Origin of the sequence: Thermosynechococcus sp. (assembly GCF_046299635.1) — a bacterium.
Taxonomy (GTDB): domain Bacteria; phylum Cyanobacteriota; class Cyanobacteriia; order Thermosynechococcales; family Thermosynechococcaceae; genus Thermosynechococcus.
Map to the genome: position 1 here is coordinate 1 of NZ_JBKBHV010000028.1, position 14,988 is coordinate 14,988.

The 14,988-nt window shown below is 49.3% G+C and carries 14 protein-coding genes; 9 read left to right on the forward strand and 5 right to left on the reverse strand.

Features of this window, described 5'->3' with window-relative positions; translation table 11 throughout:
• Positions 1 to 1,237, forward strand: a 1,237-nt coding sequence (locus ACK4IR_RS10415) for a glycosyltransferase family 4 protein (protein WP_409874296.1), incomplete at its 5' end; no start/stop codon positions are given.
• On the opposite strand, the gene ACK4IR_RS10420 is transcribed toward ACK4IR_RS10415, so the two are convergent.
• Both ACK4IR_RS10420 and ACK4IR_RS10425 read right to left on the reverse strand, forming a co-directional pair.
• Positions 1,167 to 2,126, reverse strand: a complete 960-nt coding sequence (locus tag ACK4IR_RS10420) for a histone deacetylase (protein ID WP_409874297.1) — start codon at positions 2,124 to 2,126, stop codon at positions 1,167 to 1,169. The two genes, ACK4IR_RS10415 and ACK4IR_RS10420, sit on opposite strands and share 71 nt — an antisense overlap.
• 10 nt (positions 2,127 to 2,136) lie before the next feature.
• Entirely contained in the window at positions 2,137 to 2,337 is a 201-nt protein-coding gene (locus ACK4IR_RS10425; RefSeq protein WP_409874298.1) for a hypothetical protein, read from the reverse strand.
• A gap of 98 nt (positions 2,338 to 2,435) precedes the next feature.
• Between ACK4IR_RS10425 and ACK4IR_RS10430 the strand changes: the two genes are divergently transcribed.
• From ACK4IR_RS10430 to pseI, 8 genes are read left to right on the forward strand one after another with little or no spacing between them, the layout of a single operon-like run.
• Complete coding sequence (locus ACK4IR_RS10430) at positions 2,436 to 2,708, forward strand: hypothetical protein (protein ID WP_409874299.1); 273 nt, start codon at positions 2,436 to 2,438, stop codon at positions 2,706 to 2,708.
• 5 nt (positions 2,709 to 2,713) lie between these two features.
• Positions 2,714 to 3,433: a pseudaminic acid cytidylyltransferase gene (pseF, locus tag ACK4IR_RS10435; RefSeq protein ID WP_409874300.1), complete on the forward strand. Its 720-nt coding sequence runs from the start codon at positions 2,714 to 2,716 to the stop codon at positions 3,431 to 3,433.
• A complete protein-coding gene (pseG, locus tag ACK4IR_RS10440) occupies positions 3,411 to 4,460 on the forward strand; it encodes a UDP-2,4-diacetamido-2,4,6-trideoxy-beta-L-altropyranose hydrolase (protein WP_409874301.1) in 1,050 nt (349 codons plus the stop codon). The genes pseF and pseG overlap by 23 nt, the downstream gene beginning before the upstream one ends.
• Positions 4,461 to 4,462: 2 nt before the next feature.
• Complete coding sequence (locus ACK4IR_RS10445) at positions 4,463 to 5,155, forward strand: PIG-L deacetylase family protein (RefSeq protein ID WP_409874302.1); 693 nt, start codon at positions 4,463 to 4,465, stop codon at positions 5,153 to 5,155.
• Positions 5,152 to 6,243 (forward strand): UDP-4-amino-4,6-dideoxy-N-acetyl-beta-L-altrosamine N-acetyltransferase, encoded by a 1,092-nt coding sequence (gene pseH, locus ACK4IR_RS10450; protein WP_409874303.1) that lies wholly within the window; start codon positions 5,152 to 5,154, stop codon positions 6,241 to 6,243. Before ACK4IR_RS10445 ends, pseH begins: the two co-directional genes overlap by 4 nt.
• Before the next feature lie 36 nt (positions 6,244 to 6,279).
• On the forward strand, positions 6,280 to 6,972 hold the full coding sequence (locus tag ACK4IR_RS10455) for a class I SAM-dependent methyltransferase (protein ID WP_409874304.1): 693 nt from the start codon (positions 6,280 to 6,282) through the stop codon (positions 6,970 to 6,972).
• The gene (locus ACK4IR_RS10460) at positions 6,969 to 7,691 is read left to right on the forward strand and encodes a WbqC family protein (RefSeq protein WP_409874305.1); all 723 of its coding nucleotides are present in this window, start codon (positions 6,969 to 6,971) and stop codon (positions 7,689 to 7,691) included. Before ACK4IR_RS10455 ends, ACK4IR_RS10460 begins: the two co-directional genes overlap by 4 nt.
• Before the next feature lie 3 nt (positions 7,692 to 7,694).
• A complete protein-coding gene (gene pseI, locus ACK4IR_RS10465) occupies positions 7,695 to 8,732 on the forward strand; it encodes a pseudaminic acid synthase (protein ID WP_409874306.1) in 1,038 nt (345 codons plus the stop codon).
• 169 nt (positions 8,733 to 8,901) lie between these two features.
• Here pseI and ACK4IR_RS10470 read toward each other — a convergent pair whose 3' ends face one another.
• Genes ACK4IR_RS10470 through ACK4IR_RS10480 form a run of 3 tightly spaced genes read right to left on the reverse strand, consistent with a single transcriptional unit; the run spans position 8,902 to position 14,970 of the window.
• Positions 8,902 to 9,399 (reverse strand): chemotaxis protein CheW, encoded by a 498-nt coding sequence (locus ACK4IR_RS10470; protein ID WP_409874307.1) that lies wholly within the window; start codon positions 9,397 to 9,399, stop codon positions 8,902 to 8,904.
• Positions 9,392 to 12,166, reverse strand: a complete 2,775-nt coding sequence (locus tag ACK4IR_RS10475) for a response regulator (protein WP_409874308.1) — start codon at positions 12,164 to 12,166, stop codon at positions 9,392 to 9,394. Before ACK4IR_RS10475 ends, ACK4IR_RS10470 begins: the two co-directional genes overlap by 8 nt.
• 2 nt (positions 12,167 to 12,168) lie before the next feature.
• The gene (locus tag ACK4IR_RS10480) at positions 12,169 to 14,970 is read right to left on the reverse strand and encodes a methyl-accepting chemotaxis protein (RefSeq protein WP_409874309.1); all 2,802 of its coding nucleotides are present in this window, start codon (positions 14,968 to 14,970) and stop codon (positions 12,169 to 12,171) included.
• Between the last annotated feature and the right edge of the window lie 18 nt (positions 14,971 to 14,988).

Here is a 14,988-nt window from a genome sequence, read left to right on the forward strand (position 1 = left end):
TATTGGTGGAGCGGCAAAAGCAGCACTAAGAGTCTGTCAATCTCTTCGCGAGATGGACTGTGATGCCTCAATAGTTGTTGCCTCTTCTCGAATGAGAGAATCTTATATTTTTTCTAATAAGTATCTATTTAGTCTAATTAAGCATAAGATATTTAATAATGTGTCTAAAATTATTGTCAAGCTATCTGGATTTAGAACACACAATAGAATCCTTCACAGTCTCAACTTATTTTCCCATTATTCCGCAGCATATTTAGCACCGTTACTACCTGATATTATTCATCTACATTGGATTGCAGATAATCTATTAAGTATTGAGGCAGTTGCTAGGTTAAGGCAGCCGATTGTTTGGACACTCCATGATATGTGGGCATTCTGTGGGGCAGAACACTACACGGAAGATGTCCGCTGGAAAGAAGGTTATTATCCTAACAACCGCCCTCCATATGAAAAGGGTTTTGATCTGAATCGCTGGACATGGGAACGAAAGCGCAAGTATTGGCAAAAACCGATGTATATTGTCACACCTAGCCAGTGGCTCGGTGAATGTGTTCAGCAAAGTGCTCTCATGAGAAACTGGCCTGTCAGAGTAATTCCAAATCCGATCAATACTGAACAGTGGCGGCCATATGATAAGAAGCAAATACGCCAAGAACTTGATTTGCCAGTAGAGATACCCATTGTGCTCTTTGGAGCGATGGGTGGTGGCAAAGATCCTCGTAAAGGATTTGATTTGCTTAAGCAAGCCTTAGGCTACTTGCAAGGCCAAAATCAACACTTGCAACTAGTTGTTTTTGGTGAAGGTCAGCCTTCTAGGAAAGAAGATTTGGGATTTCCGGTGAAATACATCGGCCACATTACAAATGATAACTATCTTTGCAAGTTGTACAGTGCAGCCGATGTTATGATTGTTCCTTCACGGCAAGATAATCTGCCCAACACAGCCATTGAAGCAATTGCTTGTGGCACACCGGTTGTAGCTTTTAGCATCGGTGGTTTGCCTGACATCATATCCCATAAGCAGAATGGCTACCTTGCTCAGCCCTTTGATTCAACAGATTTAGCACACGGCATTCAGTGGGTTTTAGAAGACTCGCAGCGTCATGCTCAGTTGTGCGCCCAAGCTCGTGCCTATGCAGTTGAGAAATTTACCTATCCTGTGGTTGCTAAGCAATATCTTGCCCTTTATGAGGAAGTTTTAGAGCACCACCGTCAGCAACAGTCGCCGCTACGGTAGCAACCATCGATCGCCCCAACGCTTCAAGGTTATACCCCCCTTCCAAGCCAACAACAATACGGTGGGTGATCTGCAAGCAGCGGCACATCATCCAGCCATAATCGGCCTCCTCTAGCTTAATGCTAGAAAGGGGATCGTCGCGGTGGGCATCATACCCCGCACTGACGATCAGTAGATCTGGCTGAAACTGCTGTAAAAAGGGGAGGACGTGATCTTGAAAAGCGGCGCGATAGGTTTCTCCGGTGGCGCCTCTGGGCATCGGGAGATTAAGCACGTTCTTGTGTGGCCCGCGATCGCCCCCCTCTCCGGTGTAAGGATAGGCAGGAAACTCATGGAGCGAACAATAGGCAATCTGAGGATGATCCTGAACCAGTGCTTGGGTACCGTTGCCGTGATGCACGTCCCAATCGAGAATCGCCACCCGTTTAATGCTAGGCAGACTCAGGGCATAGTAGCTGGCGATCGCCCCATTGGCCAACAGACAAAAGCCCATTCCTCGTTCCCGTAGGGCGTGGTGACCGGGGGGACGCGCCAAAACAAAAATGGGTTGTTGCCGCTGTGTGGCCAAATCCACCCCATCGAGCCAAGCTTGGACTGCTAAGCGTGCCACGCGATCGCTCTCCTCATTGAGATAAGTATCGGCATCTAGCCAGCCCCCTCCCTTTGCTGCAATCTGCGTCAATTGCTCTAGATATACCCGACTATGTATCTTTTCCAACCAAGGGGTGAGTCCCTCTCCGACAGGGGTAGGTTCGCGCCATTCGGCTACCGGAAATGCCCTCTGCAAATGCTGACAAATGGCTAACAGGCGTTCGGGTCGCTCCACGTGAAACTGGCGACAACGATGTGCCAAAAAGCGATCGCTATAGATAAAGACAGGGGAAAACACAAGCACTCCCTTAGACTAGGTTGTTCTCATCGCCGGTTCTATCCCAAGGGAGGTCAGGATCATGTACCTGCTCAAGCGTGTAGGGAAAAGCAGGGGCAGCAACCTCTGCCACACCCCCTTCAGGACTTTGGCCGGCAAAGCCCAGAAATTGCGACTCCGCCGCAAATGTTGCGGAATCACAGAGCGTTGTTCTTAGATCGTGAGAAACCATCTACGGCAGTGTCCTTCTAGTTGCTGAGCTTGGCACTGCTTTTGCATCCACGCATAAAACTCGGTATCATAGAGTACAAAGCTATTCATGCTCTATCTATGCCGTCCCTCAACCCGCAAGATGCTATTTTTGTCAATCAAGAGGCCGATGCTTGGTTCGAGCGCAATGCAGCAGGAGCCACGATAGCAGCTCCTCCGGAGGATAGGGTTTTACGAGCACTTAGGCAAGTGGCGCTGCCAAGGAAGGGAGTTTTGCTAGATGTTGGTGGTGCGGCAGGTCGCCTAGCTGCCGGCTTTCAGAGAGAGTATCCAGAGTGGGTGTGTCATGTGATTGAACCCTCTGCACCGATGAAAACTCGTTACAAGTGCTAACACATATGAAGATAGCAGTCATTACCGCTAGAGGTGGTAGCAAACGAATTCCTCGCAAAAATATCCGTGATTTTTGTGGTCGTCCCATAATTGCCTATGCAATTGCCGCTGCTCAAGAGTCTAACTTGTTTGATCGCATTGTAGTTTCTACAGAGGATGCTGAAATCGCCGATCTCTCACGCAGATGGGGGGCAGAGGTTCCCTTCCTTCGACCCTTATCTTTGGCAGACGACCACACAGGCACAACGCCTACCGTAGCTCACGCTATCAAAGTTCTAAGAGAACAAAACTGCACTCCAGAGTGGGTTTGCTGTCTATACCCCACTGTACCCTTACTTGAACCTAACGACCTGAAGGGGGCATTTGAATTACTAATGCGCAGTGGTGCTCCCTATGCCTTTTCTGTTTCCGCTTTTCCGTCGCCAATTCAACGAGCCTTACAGCGTACTTCATCTGGACAAATGAGACCCTTCTATCCAGAGTATGAGCAGGCACGTACTCAAGATTTGGAACCTGCTTATTTCGACGCTGGCCAGTTTTATTGGGGAAAAGCCGAGGCTTGGCTTAACGGCGTAAGCATACATCAGCAGGGGGTTGGCTATATCATTCCCCGCTGGCGGGCGGTGGATATTGATACTCTTGAAGACTGGGAGCAGGCAGAACTGCTCTACAAGGCCTTGCAACTCAAGTCAGGATTTTCCAATGCAGATAGTATTTCGAGTTGACTCGGCACTTCAGATCGGCAGTGGTCACCTGATGCGCTGTTTAACATTAGCAACAGGGTTGAGGGAAAAGGGGGCTACTTGTGTTTTTATCTGCCGTTCTCATCCTAATAATCTAAATTCCCTTGTGCGCCAGAAGGGCTTCACGGTGTACGAACTACCCCAAGGGACTGAGCCGACATCATCTGAGGATCTAGGGGTTCCGCCGGAAGTTGATGCCCAGCAAACGCAGGCTGCCCTAGAGAAGTTAGGTCAAGTAGATTGGCTGGTGGTCGATCACTACGGCATAGAGGCTAATTGGGAGAAAGCGATGAGGCCGTGGACTAAGAAAATTTTTGTCATTGACGATTTAGCGAATCGGTTTCATGATTGTGACGTTCTTTTAGATCAAAACTATACACTTCAGCAAAACCGCTACAGTGGTTTAGTCCCTTCCAACTGTTCTGTATTACTAGGTCCTCGGTATGCTCTCCTGCGCCCTGAGTTCATAGCTGCAAGGGAAAAGTTAGAGAGAGAAGGTCACCTCCCCTTTGACCCTCGAAAAGTTTTTATCTTTTTTGGTGGAACAGACCCTAAAAACTACACAACCAAAGCTTTGGAGATACTGCGGCCAATTGGTGATTTTTCACCTGAAGTGGTCATTGGAGCCAACCACCTCTACCAGGATCAGGTGGCGAAACAGATAAGATATTTTCCAAACGGAAAACTGCACATTAAAACAGATAAAATAGCAGAAATAATGTCACGCTGTTGCTGGTATTTTGGTTCGGGTGGTTCAATCACTTGGGAGCGAATGTGTTTGGGTCTAACAGGCATTGTCTTTCCGGTTGCCGATAATCAATTTGAGTTTTCAAAAGCTCTTCATCAGCAAGGTCTGCAAAAAACGGTAAGTAGCTTGTGTTTAGAGCAAGTAAGAGCAGCCTATAATGACTTTATTTGTGCCGATATGAGGCATATTGGCCGTCAATGTCGCCAACTTGTTACAGGTGAGGGTGTATCTCTCGTGATTAGTGAGCTTGAACGAGGATAGAAATGAAGCCAGCTACTGTTCTCTTGGTATTTGCACACCCTGACGATGAAGTTCTTGGCTGTGGTGGCACAATTGCAAAACTGTCAGAGGAAGGCGCTAGAGTATTTACCTTGATTTTAGGGGAAGGAATTACCTCTAGACAAAGCCATCGAGAACCTAACCTAGTGGCGAAGGAATTAGCTGACTTGAAAAATTCTGCTTTTGAAGCGAACAAGAGAATTGGGGTTGACCCTGAAGGTGTTTACCTTTGTCATTTGCCTGATAACCGATTTGATACAGTGCCGTTACTAGATATTATTAAACAAATAGAAAAATATATTGAGAAAGTTCATCCAACAATAATTTTTACGCATTCCCAGTACGATCTAAACATCGATCACCAAATCACATACAAGGCTGTGCTCACTGCCACGAGGCCGCAACCCAGCCATCCTGTTAAGGAAATTTATGCCTGTGAAGTGTTGTCCTCTACCGAGTGGATGTATCCTCAAGGCTTTCAACCGAATATGTATTCTCTTCTATCAGAGAAGCATATTTCTGCAAAAATAGAAGCTTTGAAGTGTTATAGCTCTGAAATTAGATCTTATCCCCACCCGAGGTCTATCGAGGGAGTAGAGTGTTTAGCAAAATGGCGTGGATTGCAAGTGGGCTGCAATTATGCTGAAGCTTTTCAAGTAGTTAGGAGGATTTTATGAAAGTTCTCTTCCTAGGTGGCAATGAACTCAGTCAAGAGCTAGCTCAGTGGCTTGATACAGTAGAAGATGAGGTGGTTTTTACTAGAGAGCCTATTTACTTAGATTTTGTTCAAGAAATTAAGCCTGACTTTATAGTCAGCTACAACTATAAGCATCTCGTACCTGAGGAAGTCGTGGAAATCTATTTCCCTAAAATAGTCAATCTTCACATTTCTCTATTGCCCTACAATAGAGGCTATCATCCGAATGTTTGGAGTTTTTTGGACGATACGCCCAAGGGAGTTACAATTCACCTTATTGATAAAGGTGTTGATACAGGGGATATTCTTCTACAAAAAGAAGTGTTTATTGATGAAGAAAAAGAAACACTAAAAAGTTCTTACCTCAAGCTACATCAAGAAATACAATTGCTTTTTAAGGAAAATTGGGAACTCATCAAAACAGGCCAAATTACTCCTGTAAAACAAGAGGGGGGGGGACAAAGCATTACAACAGAGAGCGTTTCCTCTTTGAACCTTTCATGCGAGAGCAAGGATGGGATACCCCTATTCGAGAAGTTAAAGAAAAATATAGAGCTTGGAGACGTACGGCTCAAAAACTTTATTCATCTTAGTTTGCAAGAACGGGAAATGGTGAGGTCTTGGCGAAATCATCCCACTGTCAGGCAGTGGATGTACTCAGATCATGAGATTAGCAAATTGGAACATTACCAGTTTATTCGTAAATTGGTTAACAGTCAAAAAGACTTCTACTACCTTCTCTACACGCAAGAAGCACCAATTGGTGTACTATATTTAAATCGAGTTGATTTTCGTCATCAAAATGCCTATTTTGGTATCTATGCCAATCCTGAAAAGCGTGTTCACGGCGCAGGTATACTCCTTGAAAAGGCGGCTCTACGTTTGGCCTTCGATATTGCTCAGCTCCACACCCTGAAACTGGAGGTTATTGCAGACAATGAGAGGGCGCTAACCTTTTATAGGCGAATGGGTTTTCAGGAGGAAGGTCGGTTGAAGGAGTTTGTGCTGAAAGGTGGACAAAGAAAGGATGTTATTATAATGGGGATGCTTTCAAATGACTGTTCGTAGTATTATCGATGTCTAAGCCTACTTGGAGGTTTACCAATGATCGATCAAAGAGACAACTTTCAGCAGCTATGGGAAGAGTTACGCAGGGAAGGTAAGCAAACTGCAAGATATCCCTATGACAAAGTTATCAGCTTCATATTTAGAAATTATCCTCGAAATATTCCCAGAAATGACATTAGAATACTGGAAGTAGGTTGTGGTGCAGGTAATAATCTGTGGCCACTTGCTCGAGAGGGGTTTAGAGTCTATGGAATCGAGGGTAGTTCGACAGCGGTTGAAATTGCTCACCAGCAGTTAGCAGAGTATGGTTTATCAGGTCAGATTTATTGTCAAGATTTTACTCAAAAGTATCCTTTCGAGAACGACTTCTTTCACTTGATATTTGATCGAGGCTCGTTAACTTGTGTAAGTTATGCAGCCGTGAGTGAAGCTTTTGATGAAATATACAGAGTTTTAAGAAAGGGAGGATTATTTTTCTTTAACCCTTATTCTACTGAGCACTCATCCTTTCCAAAGTTACTTTTTTCTGATAATGAGACTTATGTCGATGTAGTGGTTGGAAGTATCGCAGGAACAGGTAAAGTATGCTTTTATACCAAGGATATGATACTTAAGCTGTTTGCAGAGCAACGATGGAAACTTAATCAAATCAAGCATCTTACTATTTCCAATCTATTAAAGAAATGTGACATTCATGCTGAGTGGGAAGTAATAGCCGAAAAGTTATGACCCGAATTGTAATCTCCCAACCCAGATACTTACCCATATTGAGTTACTTACAGAGAATTCACCAAGCAGATGTTTTTGTATTTTTAGATAATGTGCAGCGTCAGTATCGTGGATTTGAAAACAGGAACCAAATTTTAATAGGATCATCGAGAAAATGGTTGACAATTCCAGTTCGTTCATCAAAATTTGAAATTATTTGCAATTCTTATATTTTAGATTTTAATTGGGTAGAAGAGCACCAGCGAAAAATTAAGGAGGCATATAAAAAGCATCCTTTTTTTAACGATTCATATATCCATAATTACTATGATGGCGTTATAGAAATAATCAATCAGACTAACTCTAGTTACTCAAGCACTCTTATTAAATTAGTTAGCAATGCTGCTCAGATATTTAAAATAGATGCCACCTTTGTAAAGGCCTCTGAGCTAGATTTACCTCCTGCTAAGGGAGTTGAAAATTTGTTTAACATATGCGAAAAGCTTGGTGCCTCTATCTACATTTCGGGAGCAAATGGCAGAAGTTACGGTGTCAAAAATTATTTTGAGCAACGAGGGAAAAAGGTTCTTTTCCACGATCCAGAGAACTACTCATATCCACAATTTAGGAATGAGGGAGATTTTTTGTCTTTCTTAAGCTTTTTTGATCCATTATTTAATATTGGCTATTCTGAAACTAAAATGCTACTATATAGACCTATGAATTTATCAGAAGAATAAAGTATGGCCAATCAAGATCTTGCTAAAGACTCCCTGCCCTTCATTATCGCTGAAATGTCCGGCAACCACAACGGTTCTCTTGAGACAGCTCTGGAGATCGTTGAAGAAGCTGCTAAGGCAGGTGCTAGCGCTATAAAGCTACAAACATACACACCAGATACAATTACAATTGATTGTGCCAAAGCTGACTTTTATATTCGCGAAGAAACAAGCCTTTGGCAAGGAAATTTTCTCTACAATCTATATCAGAAAGCCTACACGCCTTGGGAGTGGCACCAACCTATCTTTCAAAAAGCTAAGGAACTAGGGCTGATAGCCTTCAGCACCCCTTTTGATCTGACGGCGGTTGATTTTCTAGAGGAAGTGGATTGCCCAATTTACAAAATTGCTTCGTTTGAGAATGTGGATTTGCGCTTAATTCGGCGGGTGGCAGAGACAGGGAAGCCAGTGATTATGTCCATAGGTATGGCAACGCTGGCTGAATTGGATGAGGCTGTGCGCACTATACGGGAAACGGGCAATGATCAAATCGTTCTTCTCAAGTGCACAAGTACTTACCCCGCTGATCCGCGGGATTCAAATTTGCGCACCATTCCCCACTTAAAGGAACTTTTCGGTTGTGAAGTCGGATTATCTGACCATACATTGGGCATCGGTGTGGCGGTAGCGGCAGTCGCACTGGGTGCAACGGTCATTGAGAAACATTTTACCCTCAGTCGTGCCGATGGGGGTGTGGATGCGGCATTTAGTTTGGAACCCCACGAGATGAAGCTGTTGGTTGAGGAAACCCAGCGGGCATATCAGGCGCTAGGCAAGGTGCACTATGGCCCCACGGAATCGGAGAAAAAGTCGCTGGTGTATCGCCGTTCATTGTACTTTGTTAAAGATATGGCCGCAGGGGAAGTGATTACGCCGGAGTGTATTCGCTCCATTCGTCCGGGGTATGGGTTGCCCCCTAAATACTATGACGTACTGCTAGGCAAGCGGGTGAATCAAGCCGTTGAGCGGGGTACGGCAGTTGCATGGGAACATATCGGCTAAGCTTGGAGTAAGCGGCTTCTCAAAAGCTTGGAGTTTAGAACAAGGTCTGTTTTGTTACCGAGGCTAGAGGCTTCTGGGGGCGTTCTATGCTGTTGCTTGCCAATCCTCGTAAACAAAGCGGCTGCGCAGTTGCCTCCAAGGGTAAAAGTTGCTTTGCAGAAAGTACCCATTATCGCGCTTTTAGGGTGTGGAGGATTTGCGCAATATCAAGGATAAAGATGGGGGATGCATGCTGATCCTCTTGACTGCTGACCATGAGGGAACTGACGTTGTGAATGCTCCCCCAGTGGAGATAGTTACTGGGAATGGGATGAATGGCATCTTTGGGAATGCGCTCAATCACGGGTGGGTCTGTGAGGGGCAGGCCGAGCCATTCCTCTTCTAAGTGGGGCCGGAGAATGAGTAAGAATTTAAGCTTCTGTGTTTCTGAAGCAGAGAGGGGATCGTCAAAGAGACAGCGGCTAATGTCAATCACTAAAATTTCGCGATTTTCATAGGTAACTAAGCCAATTCCCCGCCGGTGGGGGTCGCCATAAATCGGCGGTAGAGGAATGACCCGATAGGCCTGGGCCAGGGGCACGGCAAACTGCTCCTGCCGCACGTTAAATGTCAGGAACTGCTCTAAAACAACGGGTTGGCTCTGACGGCGACGGCGGCTTCTAAGCATGGCGGATCAACTGATCAAGGGTGGCCAAGAGATCACTTTCACGGAAGGGCTTGCTAAAGTAGGCGGCTGCCCCTAGACGTTCTGCAAGCTGGCGGTGTTTTTGACCCGTTCGGGAGGTGAGCATGAGGACGGGGGTGTTTTGGCAGTGGGGAATGCGGCGAATTTGCGTAAGGACGCCAAAGCCATCGAGGCGGGGCATTTCAATATCGCAGATGAGGGCATCAACGTGTAACCCCCCTTGGAGTTTATCAATCGCTTCCTGACCATCTTTGGCCTGCTCAACGCGATAGCCGGCTTTTTCGAGGGTACTGGCAAGGAAACGCCGCACGTTCACAGAATCATCCACCACAAGGACGGTGTCTTGGCTGGGGGCAACAGGACTAGCTACAGGGGCACGGGAACGCTCTTGTTCTGACCAATCAAAGAGGGCAAGGGGATCTAATAGAGGGACAATGCGGCCATTCCCTAAAATTGTGCAACCACTCAAGCCCTTGGGGAGGGCTAATTGTCCTTCGACTTGACGAATGGTGACTTCCTGCTCACTCCAATAGCGATCCACACGAATGGCGAGGGTGGTTTCTCCTTGAGCTGCGATCATCAGGGTCGGCTCGTTAATTGTGGGGGCTACCTCCATTTCCACAGGATGATAGGGACGCTGAAAGTGAAAAATCTGGGTCAGGTCGAGGAGGGGAGTAAGATAGCCTTCCCAGTCAATTAGGGTTGAGCCAAGGGTTTCGATGGGGGGGTAGCGATCGGCCAGCACCATTTCTTCAATGGCTTCGGTGGGTACGGCCAAGAGCATGCCTGCAGCTTCCACCAAGAGTACCCGTATAACTGAGAGAGCATAGGGAATGGTGATGGTAAATCGTGTGCCTTGGCCGGGGACACTGTGAATCTGGATGTCGCCGCGAATTTGGCGCAGATTGGTGCGCACAATGTCCATCCCCACACCGCGGCCGGAGAGGCTGGTCACCTGAGGGGCAGTTGAAAAGCCCGGCTCAAAAATCAGTTGCCAGAGGTCGCGATCGCTAGCCCTTTCCAGCCAGTCCTGGGCTAAGCCCAAGCGCCGGGCGGTTTGGCGAATTTTCTCCGGGTTCAGCCCTCGGCCATCATCTGCGACCGTAATCACGGTTCGATTGCCGCGATAGGCAGCCTTGAGGGTAATCGTTCCCACCGCAGGCTTACCAAGGGCTTGCCGTTCTTCGGCCGGCTCGATCCCATGATCAAAGGCATTGCGGACAAGGTGCAAGAGGGGATCGGCCAACACACTCAACACGGTGCGATCGATAAGAACATGGCTGCCCTCAATGACGAGGTTGACCTTTTTGCCATGCTCACGACTTAACTCACTAATGAGGCGAGGATAGCGGTTGGCCAAATCCGCAAAGGGGCGCATCCGCACTTGGGTAAACCGAGCCTGAAGTTGCTTGGCGGTGCGGTTGAGATCACGGCCGGTGCGTTCGCTCTCCTCTAGGCTCAATTCCAAATCGGCGGTGATCTCCTGCACTTGGACAATGGTTTCCATCACCTCCTGGGAAAGCAGATGCACATCGGTGTAGCGATCGAACTCGAGGACATCGAAGCCGTGCTGATTTTGGGGATTAAAGTGATGGGGGGCACTGACACGGTCATACTCTGTGCGGAGGCGAAAATTGGCTCGCTCAAGGGCACTCACTTTTTGCTTAAGACCGGCAAGTAGCTCGCGAAGCCGTTCCCATTGTAAATCTAGACCGTTACACTCAATGAGCAACTCCCCCATTAGATCACTCAGTTGATCCAACTGATGCGCCAGCACTCGCACGGTCATTTCCTTCGGTTCTTGGGTTTGGGGCTTCACTGGAGCCGCCTCAGTCTCTGGAGCAGGGGAAGGTGCTTCTGTAGGAGTGGATGGGGGGGACAATAAATCCCCCAAGGAGACGGGTTCAACCTCAGCACTGGCAAAGTCCTCGACCCCTAATTCCTGATTGAGGTTTGCCAGGGGTAAATCAATCACGGTTTCCTCGTCCTCGGTTTCGGGGATTTCCAAGCGCGTGGGCAGGGCGTCCAGTTGACCGGTGATCACGAGGGCTTGGCAGCGCCGCCATTGTTGGATAATACTGGCACCCACTTGACTGACATCACAGTTGGGTTGCTCCAGATAGGTGCTAACGGAGGCACAAAATTCGGCAAATTGAGGCAGTTCCAGCATTTGACCAAGGCCTTCCAGCTCTTGGGCAGCGATCGCCAGTTCCTCCTTGAGGCAGGGTTGGCCGGGCGTTTGCAGCACGGTTTCCAAGCGTTGTAGGCAGGCTTCCACCTCGGTTTCAAAGAGAACCACCCGCATCTGCTGGCCGTCATCGCCGCTGAGGAGCGCCAGATCATCCTCCGCCGTGGGGTCCCCCAATCGTCCCTGCAACTCGTTCAAAATCGGCTCCACTTGGGTGTGCCACCAATCCGCACCGACTTCAGCCCCTTGCCGATGGAGGCTGATTAAAGCTTGCAGTTGATCGGTGGCATGCAAAAGCAGCTGTTGAATCTCCAAATTGTCGCAGGGGCGCGCTTTTAGAATCTTAAAAAAGTCCTCAAGGCGATGCGCCAGTTCACTGAGGGACATAAAGCCCATCATGGCAGCGCCACCTTTAATCGAGTGAGCCGCCCGCAATATGCTGTCTATTACCGATGCACTACAGGGAAAGTTGAGTAGCCCTGCCTCGATGGTTTGCAGGTAGTCCTGAGCTTCCTCGAGAAACTGAAGCCGAATGGCTTCATCAGGGCCGGCGGCTGCCATGGCTACTCCTCGGCACTCACCTTGAAGGCGTTGACAGACTCTTGCAGTTGCTGAGCAGCACGGGCAGTGGTCTGTAGCGATTCGGAGATATGGCCGGCCGTACTCGACAGCTCCGACCACACTTTGGCGATTTCACCCATGAGGATACCCACCGCTTCCGATGTGCGGGTTTGGGAAACCGTGGCCTCAGAAATCGAGCCGACCAGCTCATCAATGCGTTGCGACTCTGCCACAATCTCTTGCAGGCTATCCTTCGCCGTTTCAACCAGATGGGTGCCCTCCACCACTTGCGCCGTGCCGGCTTCCATGGCATTGACCACCTCGTAGGTCTCCTGCTGAATGTTTTCTACGATTTGCTCGATCTCGCGGGTGGCTGCTGCCGATCGCGCCGCCAATTCGCCCACCTCTTCGGCAACCACGGCAAAACCGCGGCCTTCCTCACCGGCGCGAGCTGCCTCAATACTGGCATTAATCGCCAAGAGGTTGGTTTGCAGGGCAATTTGGTTAATTAAGGAGATGACCTTCGAGATCTGTTGCGAGGATTCCCCAAGGCGTTTCACCTTCTTGGCGGTTTCGGCAATGGTTTCCCGTAGTTGCAAAATACTTTGCACGGTCTTATCCATCGTCTGCCCCCCTTTCAGGGCAAGATCGCTGGCTTCGCGGGCCACTTCGGCGGCGGTTTGGGCACTTTGCGCCACCCCTTGAATCGAGGTCACCATTTCCTCGACGGATTCCAACAGCCGCTCCACCTTTTTCCCTTGGCGGAAAGCTTCCTTCACCAGCGCCTGCATAGCCTGATCGTCTTTGAGAAGGGCGCTATTGACGCTTTCGGTTGTGGCCTTGACCTGTAGCACCAAATCGCGCAAACCTTCAATCAGGGCGTTGAAGATGTCCGCAACGGTTCCCACTTCATCGGCAGTGATGTCGGCGCGCACGGTGAGATCCCCCTGAGCGGCTGCCTCTGCTTCGGCCAAGAGGTTAATCAACTGCTGCTGAATGCGGTCGGTGCGCTCTTTTTGCTGCTGCGCCAGCTGCTGGGCCTTCTGCTGTGCTGCGATGGCTTCCTGAAGAAAGGTTTGTCGCTCCAAAACTGCCCCCACTTGCGAGGCTAACTGGGCAAAGTTATCCATTTCTACCTGCTGCCACTGCCGCGGGCCTGAACATTGATGGGCAATGAGCAATCCCAACAGGCTATCTGCGATCCGCACGGGCACCACAAGGTTGGCGCGCACCTGCAAGGGTTTCAGTTGGTTCAGGTGACATTCTGTCAGACCGGCGCGGAAAATATCGGCGGTGGCCTGAATTCGTCCCTTGCGGTAGGCTTCAACCCAGTTTTGGCGAAAACAGGGATCGTCAATCACGCGATCCAAGGCCTTAGGCCAGCCTTCGGCCACCGATTCGGCCACGACGCGCCCGACGAAGTTCTCATCAAACTCGTAGAAAATCACGCGATCGCAGGCCAGCAATTGCCGCCCTACTGCCACCGCCTCATCCAGAATTTCTCGGCGCTGCGATTTCTGGCTTAACTTCAGAAATGCATCCCGCATCAGGGCTGCCTCTTCGGCATCGGTTTGCACTTGAGCCAAGGCGGTCTGCAACTGCGCCGCCATCTTGTTGACCGTTTCACTCAGGGTAGTCAGCTCATCGTTTCCCTCTACCGCCAAGCGGATGTCAAAGTTACCGGCACCCACCTGCTCAATTGCTTGGGTCAGACGCAGCAGGGGTTGGATGCCGCGATGGCTCAGGTGGGCTGCCATGGCCGCCACGAAAAGAATGAGTACCCCACCGCTGAGGAGGAGTACCCAAGTGGTGGTCTCAACCAGCCGCAGGGCATCCTTTTCATCAACGGCCAACACCAGACTCTTAAACGGTGCGGGCAAGGAATGGGAAGCCACCACTTGGGGGGTATGATTCAGCTGCTGCTGCTGCCGTCTGCTGTCTTGGCTGCCAAGCCCGGGAAACACGGCCTCAAGGAGTTTGCCTTCTGCCGCCGCCTCCGAGGAGGTAAAAATGCGACCTTGGGCATCCACAAGGTAGGAATGATGGGCAGCATCATGCGTTGTGGCTTTTTCTAGGAAACTTCTCAGATTTGCCGCAGGAATGCGTAGCCGCAGTACCGCAATCACCTGATTCTTTTGAGGCTCAATAATGGGTGTGGCCACAAATAGGCTGTCGGGTTTTTCCGGCAGGGAGTACGTGGGTTCAAGGGTTAAGACAGCTTGGCGGGTCTGGATGGCCAACTGAAAGTAGGCTTGGCGCTGTAAAACATTGTTGGGCAAAGAGGGATTAGGACTCGATTCACCGAGAACGGTGCCACGACCGTCGTTGGCGATGATCGCAGCATGATCGTAGGCAGGATAACTTTCGACCACCTGGGCAAGGAGGCGGGAGAGGTCGGCAAAACTACGCCGCTGAAGCTCCCCGAGGAATTTACTTTGCAAGAAGTAAGCCTCAAGCCGAGCATTCTCTGTCCGTTCGTCGAGATAGGTGCGGAGTTCAGTTGCAGCCGTTTTTACCTCTTGCGCTTGCCTCTCCAATGTTTGGCGAATCATTAACTGTCGCACGCGGAAAATTGTCGCAGACCCCGCAACAAGGAGGGGCACCGTGGCAAGGGCGATCGCCCCGAGGGTCAATTTAGTCCGCAGACTCCCCCGCTTTTTGGGGGGCGGGGCAGCCGGTGGTGGTGAGTCGGCCGTGTTGGTGGCAGCCGCCGCAGGAGAGGGCGTTGCCTCAGATTCAAGTTGGTAGTTGAGCACCGAGGGGGGTAAAGGCGGTAGGTCAATCGGCGGTTTGGCAGTGGTCATAGTTCATCCATCTAAACT

Bases quoted from the DNA above. Each gene is read 5' to 3' on its own strand.
- ACK4IR_RS10470 (WP_409874307.1), bottom strand. From the start codon at position 9,399: ATGCTTAGAAGCCGCCGTCGCCGTCAGAGCCAACCCGTTGTTTTAGAG.
- pseH (WP_409874303.1), top strand. From the start codon at position 5,152: ATGAAAGTTCTCTTCCTAGGTGGCAATGAACTCAGTCAAGAGCTAGCT.
- ACK4IR_RS10480 (WP_409874309.1), bottom strand. From the start codon at position 14,970: ATGACCACTGCCAAACCGCCGATTGACCTACCGCCTTTACCCCCCTCG.
- pseI (WP_409874306.1), top strand. From the start codon at position 7,695: ATGGCCAATCAAGATCTTGCTAAAGACTCCCTGCCCTTCATTATCGCT.
- pseF (WP_409874300.1), top strand. From the start codon at position 2,714: ATGAAGATAGCAGTCATTACCGCTAGAGGTGGTAGCAAACGAATTCCT.
- ACK4IR_RS10455 (WP_409874304.1), top strand. From the start codon at position 6,280: ATGATCGATCAAAGAGACAACTTTCAGCAGCTATGGGAAGAGTTACGC.
- ACK4IR_RS10430 (WP_409874299.1), top strand. From the start codon at position 2,436: ATGCCGTCCCTCAACCCGCAAGATGCTATTTTTGTCAATCAAGAGGCC.
- ACK4IR_RS10460 (WP_409874305.1), top strand. From the start codon at position 6,969: ATGACCCGAATTGTAATCTCCCAACCCAGATACTTACCCATATTGAGT.
- pseG (WP_409874301.1), top strand. From the start codon at position 3,411: ATGCAGATAGTATTTCGAGTTGACTCGGCACTTCAGATCGGCAGTGGT.
- ACK4IR_RS10425 (WP_409874298.1), bottom strand. From the start codon at position 2,337: ATGGTTTCTCACGATCTAAGAACAACGCTCTGTGATTCCGCAACATTT.
- ACK4IR_RS10475 (WP_409874308.1), bottom strand. From the start codon at position 12,166: ATGGCAGCCGCCGGCCCTGATGAAGCCATTCGGCTTCAGTTTCTCGAG.
- ACK4IR_RS10445 (WP_409874302.1), top strand. From the start codon at position 4,463: ATGAAGCCAGCTACTGTTCTCTTGGTATTTGCACACCCTGACGATGAA.